This is a genomic window from Erwinia papayae, assembly GCF_058241465.1.
Window position 1 is genome coordinate 980,221 of sequence record NZ_JBZCHT010000009.1, and the last position, 18,893, is coordinate 999,113.

16 protein-coding genes and 2 pseudogenes are annotated in these 18,893 nt (G+C 50.7%); 5 read left to right on the forward strand and 13 right to left on the reverse strand.

Annotated features, from left to right (window positions below):
* The first annotated feature begins 9 nt into the window (after positions 1–9).
* On the forward strand, positions 10–678 hold the full coding sequence (locus AC3RPL_RS09335; RefSeq protein WP_490740661.1) for an SDR family oxidoreductase: 669 nt from the start codon (positions 10–12) through the stop codon (positions 676–678).
* A 15-nt stretch (positions 679–693) separates the two neighbouring features.
* Here AC3RPL_RS09335 and AC3RPL_RS09340 read toward each other — a convergent pair whose 3' ends face one another.
* From AC3RPL_RS09340 to AC3RPL_RS09360, 5 genes are all read right to left on the reverse strand, one after another.
* Complete coding sequence (locus tag AC3RPL_RS09340; RefSeq protein ID WP_490739785.1) at positions 694–909, reverse strand: hypothetical protein; 216 nt, start codon at positions 907–909, stop codon at positions 694–696.
* A 107-nt stretch (positions 910–1,016) separates the two neighbouring features.
* Positions 1,017–1,808 carry a DUF1460 domain-containing protein gene (locus tag AC3RPL_RS09345; RefSeq protein WP_490739786.1) on the reverse strand — a complete coding sequence of 264 codons (792 nt, stop codon included), beginning with the start codon at positions 1,806–1,808 and terminating at the stop codon, positions 1,017–1,019.
* Positions 1,809–2,161: 353 nt separating this feature from the next.
* Positions 2,162–2,683 (reverse strand): phenolic acid decarboxylase, encoded by a 522-nt coding sequence (locus AC3RPL_RS09350; RefSeq protein ID WP_490739787.1) that lies wholly within the window; start codon positions 2,681–2,683, stop codon positions 2,162–2,164.
* Between the two features lie 118 nt (positions 2,684–2,801).
* Positions 2,802–3,398 carry a glycosyltransferase gene (locus AC3RPL_RS09355; protein WP_490739788.1) on the reverse strand — a complete coding sequence of 199 codons (597 nt, stop codon included), beginning with the start codon at positions 3,396–3,398 and terminating at the stop codon, positions 2,802–2,804.
* Positions 3,385–3,945 (reverse strand): hypothetical protein, encoded by a 561-nt coding sequence (locus AC3RPL_RS09360; protein ID WP_490739789.1) that lies wholly within the window; start codon positions 3,943–3,945, stop codon positions 3,385–3,387. The genes AC3RPL_RS09355 and AC3RPL_RS09360 overlap by 14 nt, the downstream gene beginning before the upstream one ends.
* Positions 3,946–4,605: 660 nt before the next feature.
* On the opposite strand from AC3RPL_RS09360, the pseudogene AC3RPL_RS09365 reads away from it, so the two are divergent.
* Positions 4,606–5,005, forward strand: a pseudogene (locus tag AC3RPL_RS09365) ((R)-mandelonitrile lyase).
* Positions 5,006–5,059: 54 nt separating this feature from the next.
* Here the strand turns inward: AC3RPL_RS09365 and uilS are convergent.
* From uilS to AC3RPL_RS09380, 3 genes and pseudogenes are all read right to left on the reverse strand, one after another.
* A complete protein-coding gene (gene uilS, locus AC3RPL_RS09370; RefSeq protein WP_490739790.1) occupies positions 5,060–5,926 on the reverse strand; it encodes a UilS family quorum-quenching N-acyl-homoserine lactonase in 867 nt (288 codons plus the stop codon).
* A gap of 113 nt (positions 5,927–6,039) precedes the next feature.
* Positions 6,040–6,576 carry a PadR family transcriptional regulator gene (locus AC3RPL_RS09375; protein WP_490739791.1) on the reverse strand — a complete coding sequence of 179 codons (537 nt, stop codon included), beginning with the start codon at positions 6,574–6,576 and terminating at the stop codon, positions 6,040–6,042.
* Between the two features lie 30 nt (positions 6,577–6,606).
* Positions 6,607–7,402: pseudogene (locus AC3RPL_RS09380) on the reverse strand (siderophore-interacting protein).
* Between the two features lie 384 nt (positions 7,403–7,786).
* Between AC3RPL_RS09380 and AC3RPL_RS09385 the strand changes: the two are divergent.
* Complete coding sequence (locus AC3RPL_RS09385; protein WP_490739792.1) at positions 7,787–9,535, forward strand: putative phage tail protein; 1,749 nt, start codon at positions 7,787–7,789, stop codon at positions 9,533–9,535.
* A 114-nt stretch (positions 9,536–9,649) separates the two neighbouring features.
* On the opposite strand, the gene AC3RPL_RS09390 is transcribed toward AC3RPL_RS09385, so the two are convergent.
* Positions 9,650–11,026, reverse strand: a complete 1,377-nt coding sequence (locus tag AC3RPL_RS09390; RefSeq protein ID WP_490739793.1) for an NAD-dependent succinate-semialdehyde dehydrogenase — start codon at positions 11,024–11,026, stop codon at positions 9,650–9,652.
* A gap of 136 nt (positions 11,027–11,162) precedes the next feature.
* On the opposite strand from AC3RPL_RS09390, the gene ptrR reads away from it, so the two are divergent.
* Positions 11,163–11,999, forward strand: coding sequence for a putrescine utilization regulator PtrR (gene ptrR / locus AC3RPL_RS09395; protein ID WP_490739794.1), 837 nt, complete (start codon positions 11,163–11,165; stop codon positions 11,997–11,999).
* Between the two features lie 15 nt (positions 12,000–12,014).
* On the opposite strand, the gene AC3RPL_RS09400 is transcribed toward ptrR, so the two are convergent.
* From AC3RPL_RS09400 to eptB, 3 genes are all read right to left on the reverse strand, one after another.
* Positions 12,015–12,734: a carbonic anhydrase family protein gene (locus AC3RPL_RS09400; protein ID WP_490739795.1), complete on the reverse strand. Its 720-nt coding sequence runs from the start codon at positions 12,732–12,734 to the stop codon at positions 12,015–12,017.
* A gap of 569 nt (positions 12,735–13,303) precedes the next feature.
* Entirely contained in the window at positions 13,304–14,500 is a 1,197-nt protein-coding gene (fabV, locus tag AC3RPL_RS09405; protein WP_490739796.1) for an enoyl-ACP reductase FabV, read from the reverse strand.
* Positions 14,501–14,612: 112 nt separating this feature from the next.
* Positions 14,613–16,271: a kdo(2)-lipid A phosphoethanolamine 7''-transferase gene (eptB, locus tag AC3RPL_RS09410; RefSeq protein ID WP_490739797.1), complete on the reverse strand. Its 1,659-nt coding sequence runs from the start codon at positions 16,269–16,271 to the stop codon at positions 14,613–14,615.
* 634 nt (positions 16,272–16,905) lie between these two features.
* Here eptB and AC3RPL_RS09415 point away from each other — a divergent pair.
* Positions 16,906–18,180, forward strand: coding sequence for a Glu/Leu/Phe/Val family dehydrogenase (locus AC3RPL_RS09415; RefSeq protein WP_490739798.1), 1,275 nt, complete (start codon positions 16,906–16,908; stop codon positions 18,178–18,180).
* Between the two features lie 211 nt (positions 18,181–18,391).
* Here the strand turns inward: AC3RPL_RS09415 and AC3RPL_RS09420 are convergent, their stop codons facing one another.
* Positions 18,392–18,838, reverse strand: coding sequence for a DUF441 domain-containing protein (locus AC3RPL_RS09420; RefSeq protein WP_034935954.1), 447 nt, complete (start codon positions 18,836–18,838; stop codon positions 18,392–18,394).
* Between the last annotated feature and the right edge of the window lie 55 nt (positions 18,839–18,893).

The following is an 18,893-nucleotide window of genomic DNA, read 5'->3' on the forward strand; positions in this document are numbered from 1 at the left end:
GAGAAGATGATCAATACAGAACGAAAAGCGTTAATCGTTGGTGCATCACGCGGTATTGGTGCAGGTCTGGTCAACACACTGGATACGCGGCAATGGCAGGTTACCGCAACCACACGGAGTACCATTGCGGAGCACGGCACAGCGGTGCGCTGGCTCAGTGCTGACATTAACATCCCCTCGCAACGGGAAGCTCTGAGGCATTCACTTGATGGCGAGCAGCTCGATCTGATTTTTATCAATGCCGGTGTGTTTGGACCAGACCATCAGGATATCCGCCAGGCCAGCGATGAGCAGCTGGTCGCGCTGTTTATAACCAATGCCTTCTCGCCGGTACGCTGTGCGCTGGCGCTGCTTCCCCTGCTGGCGGAAAAGGGAGTACTGGCGTTGATGACGTCACAACTGGCAAGCCTGAATGAAAACGCGTCAGCCACCTATCCACTCTACTCCGCCAGTAAAGCGGCGTTGAATATGCTGACGCGTGATCTGTCAGCGCATCTGCAGGGATCCCAGACGCTGTTGTGTGTCCATCCTGGCTGGGTACAAACGGATATGGGCGGTGAAAACGCTACCCTGACCGTTGCAGAAAGTACCAGTGGAATAGTTAAGCAAATGGACGCATGGCGCGGTAAAGGTGGGCATCACTATATTGACTATGCAGGACGAACGCTGCGCTGGTAGCAACGAAAGTTACGGCTATTTACTGCTCTTATCAATGCGCGGCGCAGCAATCTCACTCCAGTCCGGTTGATCGCCGGACATAATCGCCCGCCGCTGAGTCGGGGTGATCTGCTGATTCATATCCGGCATGATTTTTCGTGCTGACTGACTGGCGATACTGTCACTGCTGCTATTTGCCGTGCAGCCCACAGTGGCTGATATCAGTAAACAGACGGTTGTTAATTTCAGCATGATGAAATATTTCCTTATTCCGGCAATAGCCATCCGTTTTTTCAGCATGGTACTCAGCCGGTAATATCAGTAAGGTTACTACCGGCTGTTAACAAACTGACCCTGTATTAAAGTGCGCGCAGGACAACTATTCCTGGCTTACTTTTCATATAATCCAGCAACGGTGAATCAACCACTTTCTGATTTTTATCGAGTGACGAGGCGTTTCTGAACCAAACCTCACCGCCCTTTTTGACAACAATCCCAACATGCGAAACATCCAGCCCGGCGATGGGCGAATAAACGCCGATAAAGTCACCGGCTCTGAGGTTATTCAACACGCTTTGATTAATACGGTTGCCGGCAATATAGTTTATTTCTCTGGGAACAGTCCCCAGCCCGCTAATAAATTCACCGCCGTCTGATTTTCTGTTGAGATTTTTTCTGACGGTCACATAGTCCTGACTGATCAACGTGGTAACGTCTGTTGCATTGCGTGGCATCGTCGCAAACCAGTCGGTGAAAAAATGTTTGCGGTGCAGATAATCAACTTTGCTGTCGATATAACGTGTTTTAATCAGCTGTGGCAGAAAATCATCAGGTTTTTGCGAGTGGCTTAGCGCATTGACATAATCAATCAGCGTAAAACAATCGACGCCATTAAAGTCAGCGACCAGTACCTCTGGTTGCGTTGCAGAGCCGGAAAGCGTATCTGACTGATAGGGCGTGCCAAGGAAATAAGCTGAAATTTGTTCAATCCGTTCTCCCTGCGTACTACTGCCTTCTGGCACAACGGTATTGTCGATAATTTTTGCGGCTTGCTGTGTAGTGAAAGGATCTGTCCGGGTCTGCCAGCCAGAATGCACTGAACTACAGGCTGTCAGTGCCAAGGTGAGAAATAATGCCGATTTCATTTTCATTTGCTGTGTCCTTCAGCGTTGACCGGCAGCGAATTTAAATAATTTATTTCAGCCGGGCAATATCTTCTTCCATCTCGTTTACGGTTGATTAAGAAATATGACCAGAAATTTAATTCTGTAGAAATTCAGCCCCACCCACCTGCCGGATTCAGTGTAAACCTCAACAGGAAGTATTCAGATGCAATAACGTTAAAATTTCCAGAAATTTATTTCTGCACATACAGGCTTTATGGTTTTCTCTCTGGATGTGCACGACGAATATTAACGTCATAAATAATGGTTCAGACGTACAGGCCTGAACCTGTAACAGGATACGTCTGCTGTTAATAATTTACGATAATCAGGAAAAATAGCTATTTGTCATCGAAGAAATTATCCGGAAGTTGCCCTGGCGGCATGTTGATCACCGTATCGTTATCGACGCCCTCATTTTTCATATAAGTTACGCGGGCAAACTCAGGAATAACCACATAAGGCCACACCGGACCCTGGTCACGAAATCGGTGCATATCCTCAATAAATTCATTTTGATAGCAGATGGTTTTTTCCGGATGTTGACCTTCACCCGCGATCCACTGAGGAAAAAAAATGGTTCCGTGAATCAGTTTCCTTTGCAAGTCAAACAGCAAACTGACACAGGTTCCTGTTGGTTCGTGCCAGTCCACCTTGTAAATTCCGGGGGCAAAATGTACGGCATTCATTTTTTGATGAGTAACCCAACGCCCACCGACCAGTCCGTGATGGATACGATAATCGCAGGTGGTGTCATTGCGGGCATACCACTCGTATTTCCAGCCATTTTCATAGGTATAAACAAAATGTGTTCCCGTGAAGCCGGACAGGTCGTCGGATATATCCTGTTGCGTATTATTCATAACATCTCCTTTATTACTGTTCAGTACGAAAATAATAAACCGCAGCAAAAACTCAGTTATTAATTCAGAGCGCGTACATCTGCTCACTCTGGCGGAAAGGAATTAAGCAAAGCGGCGATCAAAGACGATGCGGCCTGTTGTAGATATGAAGCAATTTTTCGTGGTGTGTTTGCGGATCGTGCTCAGTTCTGATCCTGTTAACAGCCGCGTTGGCCTTGACGGTAATTTGCAATGGGTGGGTAATAATATCCAGAATAAGTATTTTCAGCCGATCGACTCTCTGCTGGCGAAGTTTATCCCGGTCCACAGAGGATAATACCGGCAGTTCCATGTCATCATTCAGTTGCTGAACAATCTGCCAGCCAACATCGGGGGGATTAATTTCAGCAAGTGCGCGGACATTGCTGGTGATAACCGGGCAGCAGCATGACTGCATCTCCAGCACCGAAAAACCATAAGTTTCAGCCCAGCTGGGTAGCAACCCGACATCAGCATGTTGAAATAACAGGCGCAATTGATCCTGAGACATGCTGGTGAGATGTTCAAATACAATGTGGCGGGCAATGGCCGTTTCTGTTGCCTGAAAAAAGGCCGCACTGTCCTGGTGAGCGCCCAGTGCATCATTGTGACGATGACTTAAATCCCCAACCAGCCTGACTCTGACCTGATCGGCGGCAATCATGCCATCGGTAAGCAATTGCTCAATAGCGAGCACCGTTTCGGCCCCCCCCCTGACGGTAAAACTCCCCGGCGACAAAAACAAAATGTACCGGCAGCTGATCAAGGCGTTTGCGGCGATTTTGCACGTAAAGCGGCTGGGGTGGCGGGATAACCTGCAGCTTATGCAGCAATGTCGCTGAAAATTGCGGCATCCTGCTCAGTAATTTTCGTTCCACATAATAAGCCGCATTTGATAAGGAAATTAATGCAACACAATTTTCCCCAGCCAGTGCAGAAAGAATTTTTGTCGGTTCCGCTACACTTTTATATTCATCTCCCGGGGAAATAACCTGCGCTAACAGAGAGTCAAATGTTACCAGCCACTTTCGGTCAGTCAGGGCAACCTGATTGAACAGATGGTAAATATCAATCTCGCCATCAGGAAATACAGTTAACGGTTTGAAGAGAAATGTTTTTCGACGACTCAGAATATCTGTATAAAAATAAACATTCTTTTTATCACAGTTGATGTATTCGACATCGCTGTCGACCTGAACAGCTTTCAGACCAGGATGATGAAAACCAGAATAGCCAACGCGCATTGCACCCCCTCAGTTACCGGCCAGCAGCTGAAGCACTCAGCTTCTCAGATAATAAAACACCCTTCCCCGACGGCGACGTTCTGAATAAACTTTACAACAACACATAAATTGCAAGCTGTAAATCCAGGGTAAATCTTAATATCGATTTATAATCTGACCTCAGTTACATCGCAGACGTAAACGCTGCGATAAAGGGTCGAAAAATATTAATTACCCTCACTGATTTTGGCCGTAGTTGTTTTTAAAGTGGTATGCATCCGGATATAAATCAGTAAACTTATGCAGCAGCCTGCGGTAAGTTGATATTTAAGCCAATGAAAATAAATCGTTGATAGCGTAGCGATAAAGGTAGAAATAAATTTACCTCAATTTTTTTATTTTAATCAATACCAGCGTTATGCAGAGTAATCCTGCAACCATGCTTGCATGTTTATCCCGGGCGCGCTGTTCACGATGCCGGGGTGAAAAGCGGTTATATTCTGTCAGTCGGCATAAGCGGGCAACAATTAAGATAAATTGCAGGCTTTTTTACCTGTCACAGCCATTAATGAATGCGGCTGATAAGCCCTATCGGCTATGCGGATTAGTTATTGCGCTCAAACTATTCTAAGATCTCTGCGTATCAGATAACCGCTTACAGACAATAAACTGAGGCTGAAGATGATTGATATTTTTAAGCAGGGCAGTACCCCCGAAGCCACTGGCCCCGAAGATTACTTTACCGGCAGTGTTAAAATTAACGCCCCTTTTAAAACCACTGGAGCCTGCCCGCGTCAGTGGCGCGACCGTCTCTTTTCCGGCTGGCGCACGCACGGCCTGGCATACGCATCCTCCTGGACAGACGTTGATCGTGACACAAGGACAGGGGCTGGTTCAGGAGTGGGGTAAAGCCGCTCAGACCATCGCTCAGGGCGATATCATCTGGATACGGCCCGGCGTCAAACACTGGCATGGTGCCTCAGCCGGTTCCGCAATGACGCATATTGCCATTGCGGAAGCGCTGGAGGGCAAAGTGGTTGACTGGATGGAAAAGGTCAGCGACGAGCAGTATCAGCAGTAAATCAGTGATGCGAGCAACCGGCCTGCGGACGCCAATGCCCCCAGACCGGTCTGATTACAGATTTTGAATAAACCACTCGGTCTGCACCTGAATAACCCGTCTGAAATGCTCTCCCGAATAGATATCGTAGTGGCGGGCATCTTTCTCTTCGTACAACTTTTTGTTCTGGCCACCCACCGCCTCATATAACGCACGGCCCTGTTCCGGTGGATTAACCCTGTCCTTCTCAGCGATAACAACCAGCGTTGGGCAGCTGATCTGAGCAGCGCTTCGCGCAGGATGATACTGCAGCGTCTCTCTTACCGTCAGGAACGGGATTTTGATATCCATTTTGGGATACCTGGCTCTGTTTTCTTCGAAAAAGGCCTTCGACTCCGCATCGCTCAACACCCTGGTAATGCCGACAAACATCTCTTTGCCGGTCTGCTGCTGCCTGTCAGCCATTTTGTTCATCGTGGCAAGAAAAGCTGTCTTTTCATCATCATCCATGCCACCTGTTACAATTTCCTCACCATCGGCGAATGCCAGTTGGCTGACAATACATTTTATCTCTGCATCCTGTGCCGCCGCCGCAAATACATGACAGCCGCCAAATGAGGTGCCCCATAAGCCGATCCGTTCGCCATCCAGTTGCGGTTGCTCCCTCACCCACTGGATCACAGAGACGATATCAGCAATCTGCATTGTCGGAACCAGACGCCCACGCTCTCCCTCACTGTCACCGAAACCACGATAATCAAAGGTTACAGTAGCAAACCCGGCACGGGTAAAAGCGGCGGCAAAGTCAGGCAGCAGGATCTCACGGATGCCACAAAAGCCGTGACACAGAATGACCGTTGGACTTTTGGGGCAGGCATGCTCCGCGGGGGTTTGCAGGGTAAGCACAATGCCGTTGGTGATTTTATGTACTGAAGTTTTCATCAGAAAGAATTCCTTTTCGTTGAATCAATAAGACGCGCAGCACGCGGCCTGCTGGGAAGTGAATCAGCGACATAACATAGCGACTGAATCTCGCAACGTCACTGATTTAATGATCAACTGCGCTCAATTTTTTTGGCTGCCTCATCCAGCGCGTCGATAATGGCATGCAGCGTGTGTTCCGCCAGCTCTGGTCGTGAGAGACGAGTATTCAGCGCCATTTTCATATTGTGGATGGCACGCTGCACTTCCGGCAGGCTACGGTTTTCTGCCAGTATGGCAAGGGAGGAGAGCCGGGAAAGAATATTTTGCAGGCTGTCATGCTGCTGTCGCAGGTAATGCTTACCGGCAGGCGTCAGGCTGAATGCCTTGCGCCCCAATTGCGGTCCATCGCTACGGATATACTCCAGCTCTTCCAGCAACGACAGGCCGGGATAAATGATCCCCGGACTTGGCGCATACTCTCCCTTTGACAGCTCCTCAACCGATTTAATCAGCTCGTAACCGTGAGCCGCCCCCTGTGAAACAAAATGCAGTATCAACAGCCGGATGTCGCTGGCATCGAGCATCTTCTCCCGGCGTTTTCTGCGAACACCCGCACAGGCCGATGGTGAGTCAGCCAGGGGGTCTTGTTGAGATAAATGTGGTTTCATGCGCTGCCTGTGATGATAAGTGGCGGCCGGTCAGCCGGACTGTTTCTGGTGCCAGTATGCCACAGCACGGACAAAATCGGCCTGTAAACCCCGCAGAGTAATAAAGTAGTCGCTAAGCTGTTTTACGGCAGCGCCTTCGCCGGTCAACCAGATAAAGTAGTCCTGTTCAGGTAATGCCAGACGATCCAGTTGCGTCATCAGCGCAGCCACGCCCTTCTGGTGCATAGCGCCACTCCCCAGCCAGCAGATCTCCACATCCGGTAACGTGCCAAGGTAGTCACGCCCTTTTTCTTCATCAACAAACGCATACAGTCTGAGAGACTCTCCACTAAGAGTCTGACAACGCCGCCGGAAGGCGGGTAAACCGCTCTCGTCACAGACATACAGCTGAAAGTGGTAATCCTCCGGCACAATCAGTGAACCGCGTGGGCCTCCGACAGCCAGCCTGTCGCCAGCCTGAGCGCGAGACGCCCAGTCGCTGGCAAGACCTGAGGCGTGCAGGTAGAAATCCACCGTGAGGCGACTGATACCATCAAAAAAACAGCGGCGTGTAGTCACGAGCCGCAGGCCGAACGCCCTCTTTCCACACCACGCCCTCCTCTGTTATTTCCGGCAGATGAAACTCACCGGTTGCAGCATCCGGAAAAAACACTTTGATGTGATCGTCAAAACCCGCTGAAGTAAACCCTGCCAGCGCCTCACCGCCAAACTCAACGCGGTAAAAGCTGTTGGCAATCAACGTTTTTGACAGTACTTCCACCGGGCGAAAACGTAATTCGTTTCTGATGCGGCGTGGCAGGCGTTCTGAAGACTTTGACAAGTTGATTCTCCTCTGAGCAATTGGACGGCAGGTGGATGTGCACCAGCGGTAAGAAATATATCTGTGATATATCTTAACTACAAGCGCGTCTGCATCACAAAAGTCACTGCTGGTTGGCGAGCAGGTTGTGTTCTGTTAAACAAAAGTAAACATTCAATCATCCCCGCCCTTAAAAAAAACCAGTGAATTGCTGAATTTTGCTGCGTTTTTTCCACAAAAATTCTCAGCAGAAAAATAAACACAGGCCGGGCGCGTAATAAAACAGAGGGCGGTGTTTTTTGCTCTTTATCCCGCGTAATTACCGGCTCCAGTAAAGAGTGGCAGTGAAGGTTTTACCTCGCCAGTCCGCTTTATAATCTGCTGACCAGTTTATAAAAAGAGGCAAAAACCATGTCACCAGCTCTTCGCTCCACAACGTTACCCAGTGTGGTTTATACGTTACACAGTATTGATGAATTACGTAATCATGAACCCTATGAACATGGCGAGCTTGCCATTGTGCTGGAATACAACAGCGGGACACAACTTGGCGGAGGTATCTTTGTCTATGACATGGATGATACGCATTCGCGCGACGATGGCGGTTACATTTTTATTACCCGGGGAGGAAAGCGCTGGAGACGTCACGTTAACAGGCTGAACGATCTCAACGTGGTTCATTTTGGCGCGGTTGCCGATGGGCAGACTGACTGCCTGGATGCGGTAAAGCGTATGTGGGAATGGTCACGTATAGAAACTGATGGCATCCGCTTTCCTGCCGGACGCTTTTTTATCTCCTCATTCGATATTGCCGATGAATTTATTGACTGGGACGCGACGAAATTCCGTCTGGCCGGTGAAAACGTTAATTTTGGCTATCACAATAATACTTTCCTGGTTTCCAACAACGACAGTAACTACATGTTCAGGGTGAAAGCCCGCTTCGTTGAGATAACCGGTCTGGCGATTGATGGTCGCAGTGATTTCGACGGCGCACGCAATCACAAAGGTTTTTATGAAAATACGAACCCTGGCGGTCAGTTCCTGCGCGTTTCAGGCATGACTTTCTCTAACATGGGGGGCCGCAGTCTCAGCCTGATAGACACACTCGATTGTAAGATCGACCAGTGGTATGCCTCCAACTGCCATGAAACGGTCATTCATTCCAGATGGTCCGATCAGGTCATCGGTTCCTGGGACCACGTTACCGCCATTGAGCTGACCAACTTTAATATACAAGGGGGCCGTAGCAGCCATATGCTGTGGCTACCGCGTGCCACTCAGTGCCTGATCTGGAATGGCTGGATTGAGCATACCGAATTCCCGGGAAATATTTCCAACGGTCAGTGGACGCTGACCGCACTGAATATTGAGAACTGCCCTAATCCCCTTCTTGCACACTACACCCGCATCATCTCTTCACAGCTTAACCTGCAATCCGGTTCCTGGATTGATACCAGCGAACAGGGCGAAAACTGGCTGAATGAGTGGGAAGTGGGCCGCACCTGGTATGAAAACCACGGGGTACGGCTGGAAGGTTCGCTGAGTTACGATTACATCTCGTCCACTGAGTTTATGGATAACCAGAGACAGGATGAAGCCTGGTTTCTGCTGGGCAATATGCACATGGAGAACTGGCAGTCTAATACGCAAATCAAACTGATTGGCAGCTCCGAATGGTACATTATGCGGCAGACTCAAACCGACTTTGATCCCGGCACCGCCGAAGGACGTGCCGATCTCTTTTTGCATAACGTGCAGGGAACCGTCAGCGGTGCCTGGTCCTGTATCGGCTCGTCCCCCATTACCCGGGTCCATCTGGAGAGTACCGGCAATAACCGCGTCAATATCTATCTTAAGATCAACAAATATACCGCATGGGTGAAAGCCTTTGTGACCACCAATTCGCCCGATCGCTTCAGCGCCGGGGTCACCTTCAGATTTGACAAAAAGTATCAGCGAATTGAAGACCAGGAAAAAATCAATGAGCTGGACAACGCGGCGGTTAACTGTTTCAACCTGACGTGGATCGGTAACCGCCAGGTGGGAATCGGTTACAACAATGATAATGAGCTGCTGTTCCGGGGGCAGATTGACAATAATCAGCTGGTGATTCGGGTCAACGGCCAGCGCTATGGCATTCCGTTAACCCGGCGCTGATTGCTAAGCATGCCCGCATTGTGGTGCGGAGGCCTGAAAGAGGGATCTCATCAGGCCTGACTGTCAGAGCGGTTTGCCAGCCGCTGTTCAGGGCGGCCGGCAACCCAGACTGATTCAGGATGCCAGCCAGACGGTCTGCGCATTAGTGAATTCGCGGATACCAAAGTGCGACAGTTCACGCCCAAAGCCGCTGCGTTTCACGCCACCAATGGGTACGCGGGGATCGGAGAAACTGGGCGAATTGATAAACACGCCACCGGTCACTATCCGCGCGGCCAGCTGACGAGCCTTCTCCAGGTCCTGACTCCACAAACTGCCGACCAGCCCGAACTCAGAATCATTGGCCATGGCAATGGCATGTTCCGCATCCTGAGCCACGATCAGCGAAGCCACCGGCCCGAACAGCTCCTCAGTGAAGCTGGTCATTCCCGGCGTGACGCGACTGAGTACAGTTGGCGCATAGAAATTGCCCTCACCGGGGATGATATGCCCACCGAGCAGACATTCAGCCCCTTCTGCCAGCGTGGCCTGCACCTGGGCATCCAGTTCATCACGCAGGTCATAGCGCGCCATCGGCCCAATGTAAGTTGCCTCATCAGTGGGATCGCCCACCACCATCTCTTTCACGGCGGCGACAAATTTGTCGCGGAATTCGGCAAACACCGCCTCTTCCACGATGATCCGTTTGGCGGCTATACAGATCTGCCCGCTGTTCATAAAGCGCCCGGAAATGGCTCCCTGAACAGCCGCGTCAATATCCGCATCGGCCAGCACGATAAACGCATCTGAGCCCCCCAGTTCCAGCACGCTTTTTTTCAGGGCTGCACCGGCAAGGCTGGCAACAGCGGCACCGGCACGTACGCTACCGGTCAGGGTCACCGCAGCAATCCGGCGATCGTTAATGATGGTCGCCACCGCATCATTGTCGGCGTTAACCACGGAAAACAGCCCGTCCGGTACCCCTGCCGCCGCCAGAATATCCTGCAACAGCAGTGCCGTGCCGATCACATTCGGGGCAGGTTTTAACAGGTAACTGTTACCCGCCATAAATATTGGTACGGCACCGCGCAGAACCTGCCAGACCGGGAAATTCCACGGCATAATGGCCAGAATCGGACCCAGCGGCAGATAGTGTACCGATGCCTTATTATCTTCTACCAGCGTCGGTTCAGGCGCGATAAAACCCGGTCCCTGCTGCGCATACCACTCGCACAGACAGGCGCATTTTTCCACTTCCGCCTGGCTCTGGCCGATCGGTTTACCCATTTCTGCGGTCATCATCCCGGCCAGTTCACCGGCACGCACTCGCAGCGCTGTTGCCATATTCAGCAACAGTTCACTGCGGGCCTGCGGCAGGCTCAGCCGCCACGTTGCAAAGGCGCGGCTGGTCTTCTCCAGCACGCTCTCCACTTCAGCCGCAGAAGCAAATGGCGTCTGGCGAATCACTTCACCGGTAAAAGGATTTCGGGATTCAGAACAGGTAGCAGTCATAAAACAGCCCTCCAGTGACCACGGCAACAGCACATTGCCGGTATAAACGATAATTAATGGCCTCCAGCATAGGCGGCTTGTACCTTTCTGAAAAATGAATAATAGTGAAAATATCCTGCTCAAAATGAGAATAGTTATGGATCTGACCCAACTGACCGTCTTTCGTGCCATTGCCGAACAGGGAAGCGTCACCGCTGCTGCTGAACAGCTGCATCGCGTTCCCTCCAATATTTCCACGCGTTTGCGCCAGCTGGAAGATGAGCTGGGCACCGAACTTTTCACCCGTGAAAAACTGCGCCTGCACATCACCGATGCCGGGCGAACCCTGCTGGATTATGCCTGCCGTATTCTGGCACTGGTCGAAGAGGCGCAACAGCAGGTTTCCGGTTCGCAGCCTGCGGGCATTTTCACTCTGGGTGCCATTGAAAGTACCGCTGCCGTTCATCTGCCACCGCTGATCGCCCGTTATCATCAGGCCTGGCCGCAGGTGGAACTGGATCTGTCAACCGGCCCTTCGGGGGAGATGATCGACGGATTACTGGCTGGCCGGTTCAGCACGGTGTTTATTGACGGACCGCCCAGACATCCGGAGCTGGAAGGTGTGGCGGTATTTCCGGAAGAGATGGTGGTGATCTCGTCGCTCAATCACCCACCGGTCACCAGTGCCGACAATATCGCCGGGGCTACGATATATGCTTTTCGTGCCAACTGTTCTTATCGCCGATTGTTTGAAAACTGGTTTTCCCGCGCAGGCTCTGCACCGGGAAAAATATTTGAAATGGAGTCCTATCACGGCATTGTGGCCTGTGTCAGTGCCGGTGCCGGACTGGCAATGATCCCGCTGAGTATGCTGAAGAGTATGCCGGGCCGGGACAGCGTGCAGGCCTGGCCCGTTGCCGATGGGATGGGAGAAATAGCTATCTGGCTGGTATGGCGTAAAGGCAGCCGGTGCCCGAAATCCTCACGTACTTAGGAATAATAAAAAATATTATAAGAATTCCAGTCTGCCTCCTTCGAGATGATACAGCGTTCCAACTATTTTAATTTTCCGGTCATTCTCAAGAGAAGCAAGAACGGCACTTTTATTACGGATATTTTCGATGGTCAGCAATACATTACTCCTGGCAATCGCATCAATATATTGATAGTCGTTAACATCCTTTTCGCCGGAATAGTTCGTTTTTTCAATTGCAGGCTTAATTTTTTCCAGCAGAGAGGTCAGATTACCCAGTTTAGCATCAGATGCTGCGCCTTTAATGGCACCACATTTGGTGTGTCCCATCACCATCACCACTTTCGCCCCGGAGAGCGCACAGGAAAACTCCAGACTACCGAGAATATCGTCATTTTCAATATTACCGGCCACACGACAATTAAATAACTCGCCAATACCGGTATCCGTGATAATTTCGGCAGGTGTTCGGGAATCAATACAGCCCAGGATGACCGCAACCGGATACTGTCCGCCACGGCTGGTCCGTTTTTGAGAAAGAAAGTCATGTTCGAGCTTTTCACCATTTCTGAAACGCTTATTCCCCGCTTTAATCATCTCAATCACCTGGTCTGGCGAAAGATTATCGCGTTCCTCTTTACTGAGCAGCGCAGATTTTGCTGCGGCATTGAAAGGGATCCCGGAAAGAAAACCGCTGGCAATAACCGTTGAAAAAAGCGTGGCTTTTTTAATGAAAAAACGTCTGTCAGACTGCATAAACACCTCATGCTGATTCAGAATTTATTAACGGTAATCCGGCAGGCACGACAGTATTTATCTCTGTTGATATCATCACCAGGTTAATTTTCTACAATGAAAAAATACTAATTATTTGCAGACAAACAGCAGAAGTGTTTGCACTGAAATAACATTTACTCAATCATAGCCAAAAAATATCTGGTGATGAAGAAAAAACAGGGTGGCGTTGTTATTTTTAACATCTCCTGAGAAATATTTCAGCAGTCATTCTCATCAGTTGCATAAGCTGCCTGATATTTAATGGTACAGATAAATAAAGATTGTAATTATTCAGGCTATTTAATTGCAGGAGAAAAGCCAGCATTACCAGATAAAAATACCGCCACTAATAAGCAAAGTAACCGATTAGTCAGGGAGATGAGATCATCATTCTGGTGACATATTTTGTTGCACTTAGAGCCTCTGCGCAGGCAAATGCGCGGATGTCCTGTGCCAAAAAAAAGACTGCCCCACTGAGCCGCAAGCCGACTGAGTAAAAGGCAGTCCATATTATGCCATCGCGTTTTTTAGCGACGGGTTGCTGTTAATTACATCTGCACCAGATGATTGATTTTGACATCGGCATTAACATCCGCGTCGTAGTCAACGCCGTCGAGGCCGAAACCAAACAGCTGCATGAACTCTTTTTTGTAGCCGACGAAATCGGTCAGTTCATTCAGGTTTTCGTTGGTGACGGTGGGCCACAGTCTGACCACTTCGTCCTGCACCGCTGGCTGCAACTCTTTGTAGTCAGCGCGCAGACGACCCACATCATCCATGACCGGGGATGCGCCGTACAGGCTCTCTTTAAACAGGCCATAAACCTGCTCGATACAGCCTTCATGGGTGCCTTTCTCTTTCATGACTTTGAACAGCAAAGACAGATACAGCGGCATAACGGGGATGGCAGAACTGGCCTGAGTGACTACCGCTTTCAGCACTGATACCCGCGCATCGCCACCCCTCTCAGCCAGCGTCTCACGGATCGACAGGACACGCTTGTCGAGGTCTTTTTTCGCTTCCCCGATGGAGCCGTTCCAGTAGATATCATGGGTGATTTTCTCGCCCAGATAGGTAAAGGCGGTGGTTTTCGCGCCATCAGCCAGCACACCCGCCTCTTTCAGGCAGTCAATCCACATCTGCCAGTCGTCACCGCCCATCACCGCAACCGTACCGGCGATCTCTTCCTGCGAGGCAGGTTCCAGGGTGATGTCGGTAATGGTTTCTTTATCGGTGTTCAGACCGCGAGTGGTCAGCGATTTACCCACCGGTTTTAGCGTGGAGTTAAACACTTCGCCAGTTTTCGGATGGGTACGGCGCGGCGCGGCCAGGCTGTATACCACCAGGTCAACCTGCCCCAGATCCTGTTTAATCAGCTCAATGGTCTTCTGCTTGACTTCATCAGAGTAGGCATCGCCATTAATGCTGGTGGCATAAAGCCCTTTTGCTTCGGCAGCGGCTTCAAACGCAGCGGAGTTATACCAACCGGCGGTGGCGGGTTTACTCTCTTCTCCGGGACGTTCGAAGAATACGCCCAGCGTATCGGCACCACAGCCAAAGGCTGCCGAGATGCGGGCCGCAAGGCCGTAACCAGTGGACGCGCCAATCACCAGAACCTTTTTCGGGCCATCGGCAATGGGTCCCTGCTGGGTGACATACTCAATCTGTTTGTCAACGTTAGCTTTGCAACCCGCCGGATGGGCAGTCACACAAATAAAGCCACGGATGCGTGGTTTAATAATCATGTCAACCTCAATGGAAACTGTCTCAGTAAATTCGGGCAACAGGATACCTGCTTGTGGCGATTCAGGCAAAGATGACCACCACTTATCCCTGGAGCCCGTCCTTCAGGTCATATTACTGACTGACGTGGCACCAGTTACGCAGCTGATTAATTCCACCATCCGGTGAGGTAAAGCCGCTACAGCCGAGGATGCTGTCAAACAGCTTCTCGTGAAATACCGGGGTTTTATCCTTTGCCAGCGTCTGCAACTGCCGGAATGCCGAGGCATTATCAGGCTGTTGCAGAAATTTATCCGAAGCCCAGACCATAATCGGAATCGAACGCTGCTCAATGGGCGCCTGATCGCGCGGGGTGCCATGGAAATGCATGTTTTTTGAAATTGATTCGCCATGGTCCGATGCGTAAAACACAATGGCGTTACGGTTCCTCAACTGGTCAAAGATCTGCTTCAGCACGTAATCGGTGTAAAGCAGGCTGTTATCGTATGAGTTGATCATCTCTTCGGTGGAACAGCTGTCGTCAATGCCTTTACATTCCGGCTGATAGCGGGCGAACTCGCGCGGATATCGTTCGGTATACAGATAGTGCGAACCCTTGGTATGCAGGACCACCAGGTGTTTGCCCTGCGGGTGACGCTCCAGTGAATCTTTCAGTTCGCTGACCAGCGCCATATCGTCGATGGGTTTGCCGACGTTGCGCTTTTCCGACTGAATGGTTTCACGCAGCGCATAATCGTCAGCCATCACTTTATTATAAAACCAGGCCTCGCTCTGCATGGCAAATAACTCTGAAGAGAAGCCCTGTTTTTTCAGTACGGTAAAAACGTTCATCTCTTTCAGGGTACGTTCCGGCGCTTCTGAAGCCCCGCCTTCCCTTACAAACATGCAGCGCAGTGACAGCTTGGTGGAGGTATCACAGGAGTAGCCCTGCAAAGCCGCAAGATGGGTTTCTTTATCAAGATAAGGCGTATTGTCACGACTGTAGCCGTAGACGCCCATATGGTCGCGGCGCGCACTTTCACCAATAACAAAGACCACATACAGATCGTTAACGTCCTTAGGTGGCTGGTAAGTAAAGTGCGCTGTGGGGTCAAACAGATTACGACTGTCCTCTGCCTGGCTCCAGCTGCTGTAGGCCAGCAGTCCCATTCCGGAAAGCCAGTTTGATGGCGAGTAACTGCCCGCCACCACGCCACCGTAGCTGGCCATCATACGGTTATGCTGTTTGTCCAGGCTCTCCTGATGGTCACCCATCACTTTCAATGGCAACCAGCAGACCAGCCCGGCGACAATCATTACCCCGCCGCGACGCAGGAAGGCCCCGCCATTTTGACGACGTATCGCCGCTTCCGGCAATGGCGTCAGCCACAGCATTAACATCGGTAACAGACTCACCAGTACCAGCCACAGCGCAAAATTCCAGCCAACGGATTCTTTTGACAAATCCAGACTGTCAGTGGTCATTACTGCGGCAATGATGCCGTAGCCAATATCGACGTTGAAAAAAATCATGTAATAGCTGGCGGTCACCGAAAAAATCACCAGCAGCGAAAGCAAAATTCGAAACAGCAGACGCCCGGCCATTGAGGCCAGTAAGGTGGTAAACAGCACCAGCGAAAAAGCCGCGATCACCTCAATGGTGGTTGACAACGCGGCATCATAGTGTAGCTGGTGAAAACGGCGGAAAAAGATCGGCAGGTTTAACACTATCCCGATGTAAAAAGCGATAAAGCAGCAGACCCGGCTCTGGGTCAGAAAATGCAGTTTTTTCATCTGTGTCGTCGTTATTGTTGCAGGTGAATGTAATGCCAGAAACAGACCAGATTTGCTCTGCATACTGCCATAGCGAAAATGTTGCAAAAAATCAGACAAAGTAAAGCGCGGTGAGTTTACTCCGCCAGTGTGAAACCAGAGTGTAAACTTGTAACAAGAAATGTGAGAAAAGCGTAAAGTTCACGCTGGTATCAGCAGCGATAATCTTATTACCCCCGACTGAGTGGGTCAGCCGGTCAATTGAGTTCCTTCCGCCATGTCCTGTTGCTGGTTGCCTGTTGTCTGCGCCAGGGCATAACCGGGCTGCCATTGATAAGTTGTGATGTGATGTTCTCCACAGAAAGGCAGCATAATTTGATCACATTCAAAATTCTGAAAATTAACATAAATTCATTATTTATGCATAAAATTCGCATAAACAACAAACCTTCTCAGGCCGCACCGAATTTGTCTGGTGACAGGATAATTAATTATTCGTCGCCCCCGCGCTGTTGACCCTCTGGCAGTGAAAATTCACATTAATTTAAAAAACAAAATACATAAATTTAATGATAGATTTTTTCGCGCTGGAGATACAAGCACTGAATATTTACCGGTTAAACAGAATAAATAACTAATTTAACTAAGGTTTTTTATGGATAAGCTATCTTACGTTGCTGAAGGCAGCACAACTGCCTGGTCTACCTACCTTGCTCAAATCGATCGCGTCGCCCCTTATCTTGGTGAACTCAGCCGCTGGATCGACACCCTGCGTCATCCGAAGCGCGCGCTGATAGTGGATATACCTCTTCAGATGGACGACGGTACGATTCGCCACTTCGAAGGATTTCGCGTGCAGCACAACCTTTCCCGCGGGCCAGGCAAAGGCGGGATTCGTTATCACCCTAATGTGGATCTGAACGAAGTGATGGCGCTGTCAGCCTGGATGACCATTAAATGTGCTGCGGTCAACCTGCCCTACGGCGGAGCAAAAGGCGGGATTCGCGTCGATCCTTTTACCCTTTCCGAAGGTGAACTTGAGCGTCTCACCCGCCGTTACACCAGCGAAATTGGTCTGATTATCGGCCCGCAGAAAGATATTCCGGCACCGGATGTCGGCACCAACGCCAGGGTGATGGCGTGGATGATGGATACCTATTCAATGAATCACGGCACCACCATTACCGGGGTGGTAACAGGCAAACCGATTCATCTGGGCGGATCGCTGGGACGTGAAAAAGCGACAGGACGCGGCGTCTATATCACCGGTCTGGAGGTGGCTCGCCGCTGTAATATTGAAATTGAGGGTGCCAGAATCGCGGTACAGGGCTTTGGTAACGTCGGCAGCGAAGCCGCACGGTTATTTGTCGCCGCCGGCGCACGGGTGGTGGTGGTACAGGACCATTCCGCCACACTTTATAACGCCGACGGTATTGATTTAACCGCGCTGAGTGACTGGCAGGCCAGTAACAAGATGATTGCCGGTTTCAGCGGTGCAGAAGAGATCGCCAGTGACGACTTCTGGACGGTGCAGATGGATATCCTGATCCCGGCGGCGCTGGAAGGCCAGATTACCCGGCAGCGGGCGGAGCAACTGAGCTGTAAGCTGGTGCTGGAGGGCGCAAACGGCCCGACCTATCCTGATGCAGACGATGTGCTCAGCGCTCGGGGCATTACCGTGGTGCCCGACGTGGTCTGTAATGCCGGCGGGGTTACGGTCAGTTACTTTGAATGGGTGCAGGATATGGCCAGCTTTCTCTGGAGCGAGAGCGAAATCAATGACCGGATGGACAGGATCATGACCGATGCCATGACCCACGTCTGGGACAAGGCCAGCGAGAAAGAGTGCAGCCTGCGCACCGCCGCCTATATTGCTGCCTGCGAGCGAATTCTGATGGCACGTAAAGATCGCGGCATTTATCCGGGATAACCCTCTCACCCGACGATACAGCGGTGTGTACAGCCGAAGGGATATCAGCGCATCCTGTCCTGCCGGGATTTTACTTATCGCAGGCCACGCGCCCTTACTGCACAATGCGTAACAAGGCGGGCAAAAAAAGACGCTGCGGCACAGGATCGCCGCAGCGGGATGGTGAAGCATCCCCTGTTGCAGGCAGAGAAGAAAGGAGAATCGCCAGCGATTACATTTTACCGATGAGGAGTGAAACCAGGCCGGCAGCAATTAACGGCCCGACCGGTACGCCACGAAACAGAGAAACACCAATAATAGTGCCAATCAGCAAGCCACCCACCACTGACGGTTGAGAACTCATCAGCGTCACCCCGCGCCCACCCACCCAGGAAACGAAAATTCCGACGGCAACCGCCAGCAAGGATTTCCAGTGCAGGAAAGAGTGCATCAGCGTGCTGGTGGGAATGGTGCCGCTGGCAATCGGGGCCATCACGCCAATGGTCAGAATAATGATGCCCACCGTGACGCCCTGTTTTTCTATCCAGGGGAAAGTGGCACTGAGCGGCGTCATCCTCACCACGATTAACACCAGCAGGGCGATGGCAACGGTCAGGTTGTGACTGAAATAGCTGAGGCCAGCCAGCAACAGCAGGATAAATAAAGTCAGGTCAAACATGGTTTTCTCAGTAAGGCGCTAAGGTATTGAGCCTTAAGCTTAATGCGCTTTCTGT

Excerpts from the sequence above, each read along its gene's own strand:
- ptrR (WP_490739794.1), top strand. The coding sequence starts at position 11,163 with ATGGATCTGACCCAACTGACCGTCTTTCGTGCCATTGCCGAACAGGGA.
- uilS (WP_490739790.1), bottom strand. The coding sequence starts at position 5,926 with ATGAAAACTTCAGTACATAAAATCACCAACGGCATTGTGCTTACCCTG.
- AC3RPL_RS09340 (WP_490739785.1), bottom strand. The coding sequence starts at position 909 with ATGCTGAAATTAACAACCGTCTGTTTACTGATATCAGCCACTGTGGGC.
- AC3RPL_RS09385 (WP_490739792.1), top strand. The coding sequence starts at position 7,787 with ATGTCACCAGCTCTTCGCTCCACAACGTTACCCAGTGTGGTTTATACG.
- AC3RPL_RS09375 (WP_490739791.1), bottom strand. The coding sequence starts at position 6,576 with ATGAAACCACATTTATCTCAACAAGACCCCCTGGCTGACTCACCATCG.
- AC3RPL_RS09400 (WP_490739795.1), bottom strand. The coding sequence starts at position 12,734 with ATGCAGTCTGACAGACGTTTTTTCATTAAAAAAGCCACGCTTTTTTCA.
- eptB (WP_490739797.1), bottom strand. The coding sequence starts at position 16,271 with ATGAAAAAACTGCATTTTCTGACCCAGAGCCGGGTCTGCTGCTTTATC.
- AC3RPL_RS09390 (WP_490739793.1), bottom strand. The coding sequence starts at position 11,026 with ATGACTGCTACCTGTTCTGAATCCCGAAATCCTTTTACCGGTGAAGTG.
- AC3RPL_RS09350 (WP_490739787.1), bottom strand. The coding sequence starts at position 2,683 with ATGAATAATACGCAACAGGATATATCCGACGACCTGTCCGGCTTCACG.
- AC3RPL_RS09360 (WP_490739789.1), bottom strand. The coding sequence starts at position 3,945 with ATGCGCGTTGGCTATTCTGGTTTTCATCATCCTGGTCTGAAAGCTGTT.
- fabV (WP_490739796.1), bottom strand. The coding sequence starts at position 14,500 with ATGATTATTAAACCACGCATCCGTGGCTTTATTTGTGTGACTGCCCAT.
- AC3RPL_RS09420 (WP_034935954.1), bottom strand. The coding sequence starts at position 18,838 with ATGTTTGACCTGACTTTATTTATCCTGCTGTTGCTGGCTGGCCTCAGC.
- AC3RPL_RS09415 (WP_490739798.1), top strand. The coding sequence starts at position 16,906 with ATGGATAAGCTATCTTACGTTGCTGAAGGCAGCACAACTGCCTGGTCT.
- AC3RPL_RS09345 (WP_490739786.1), bottom strand. The coding sequence starts at position 1,808 with ATGAAAATGAAATCGGCATTATTTCTCACCTTGGCACTGACAGCCTGT.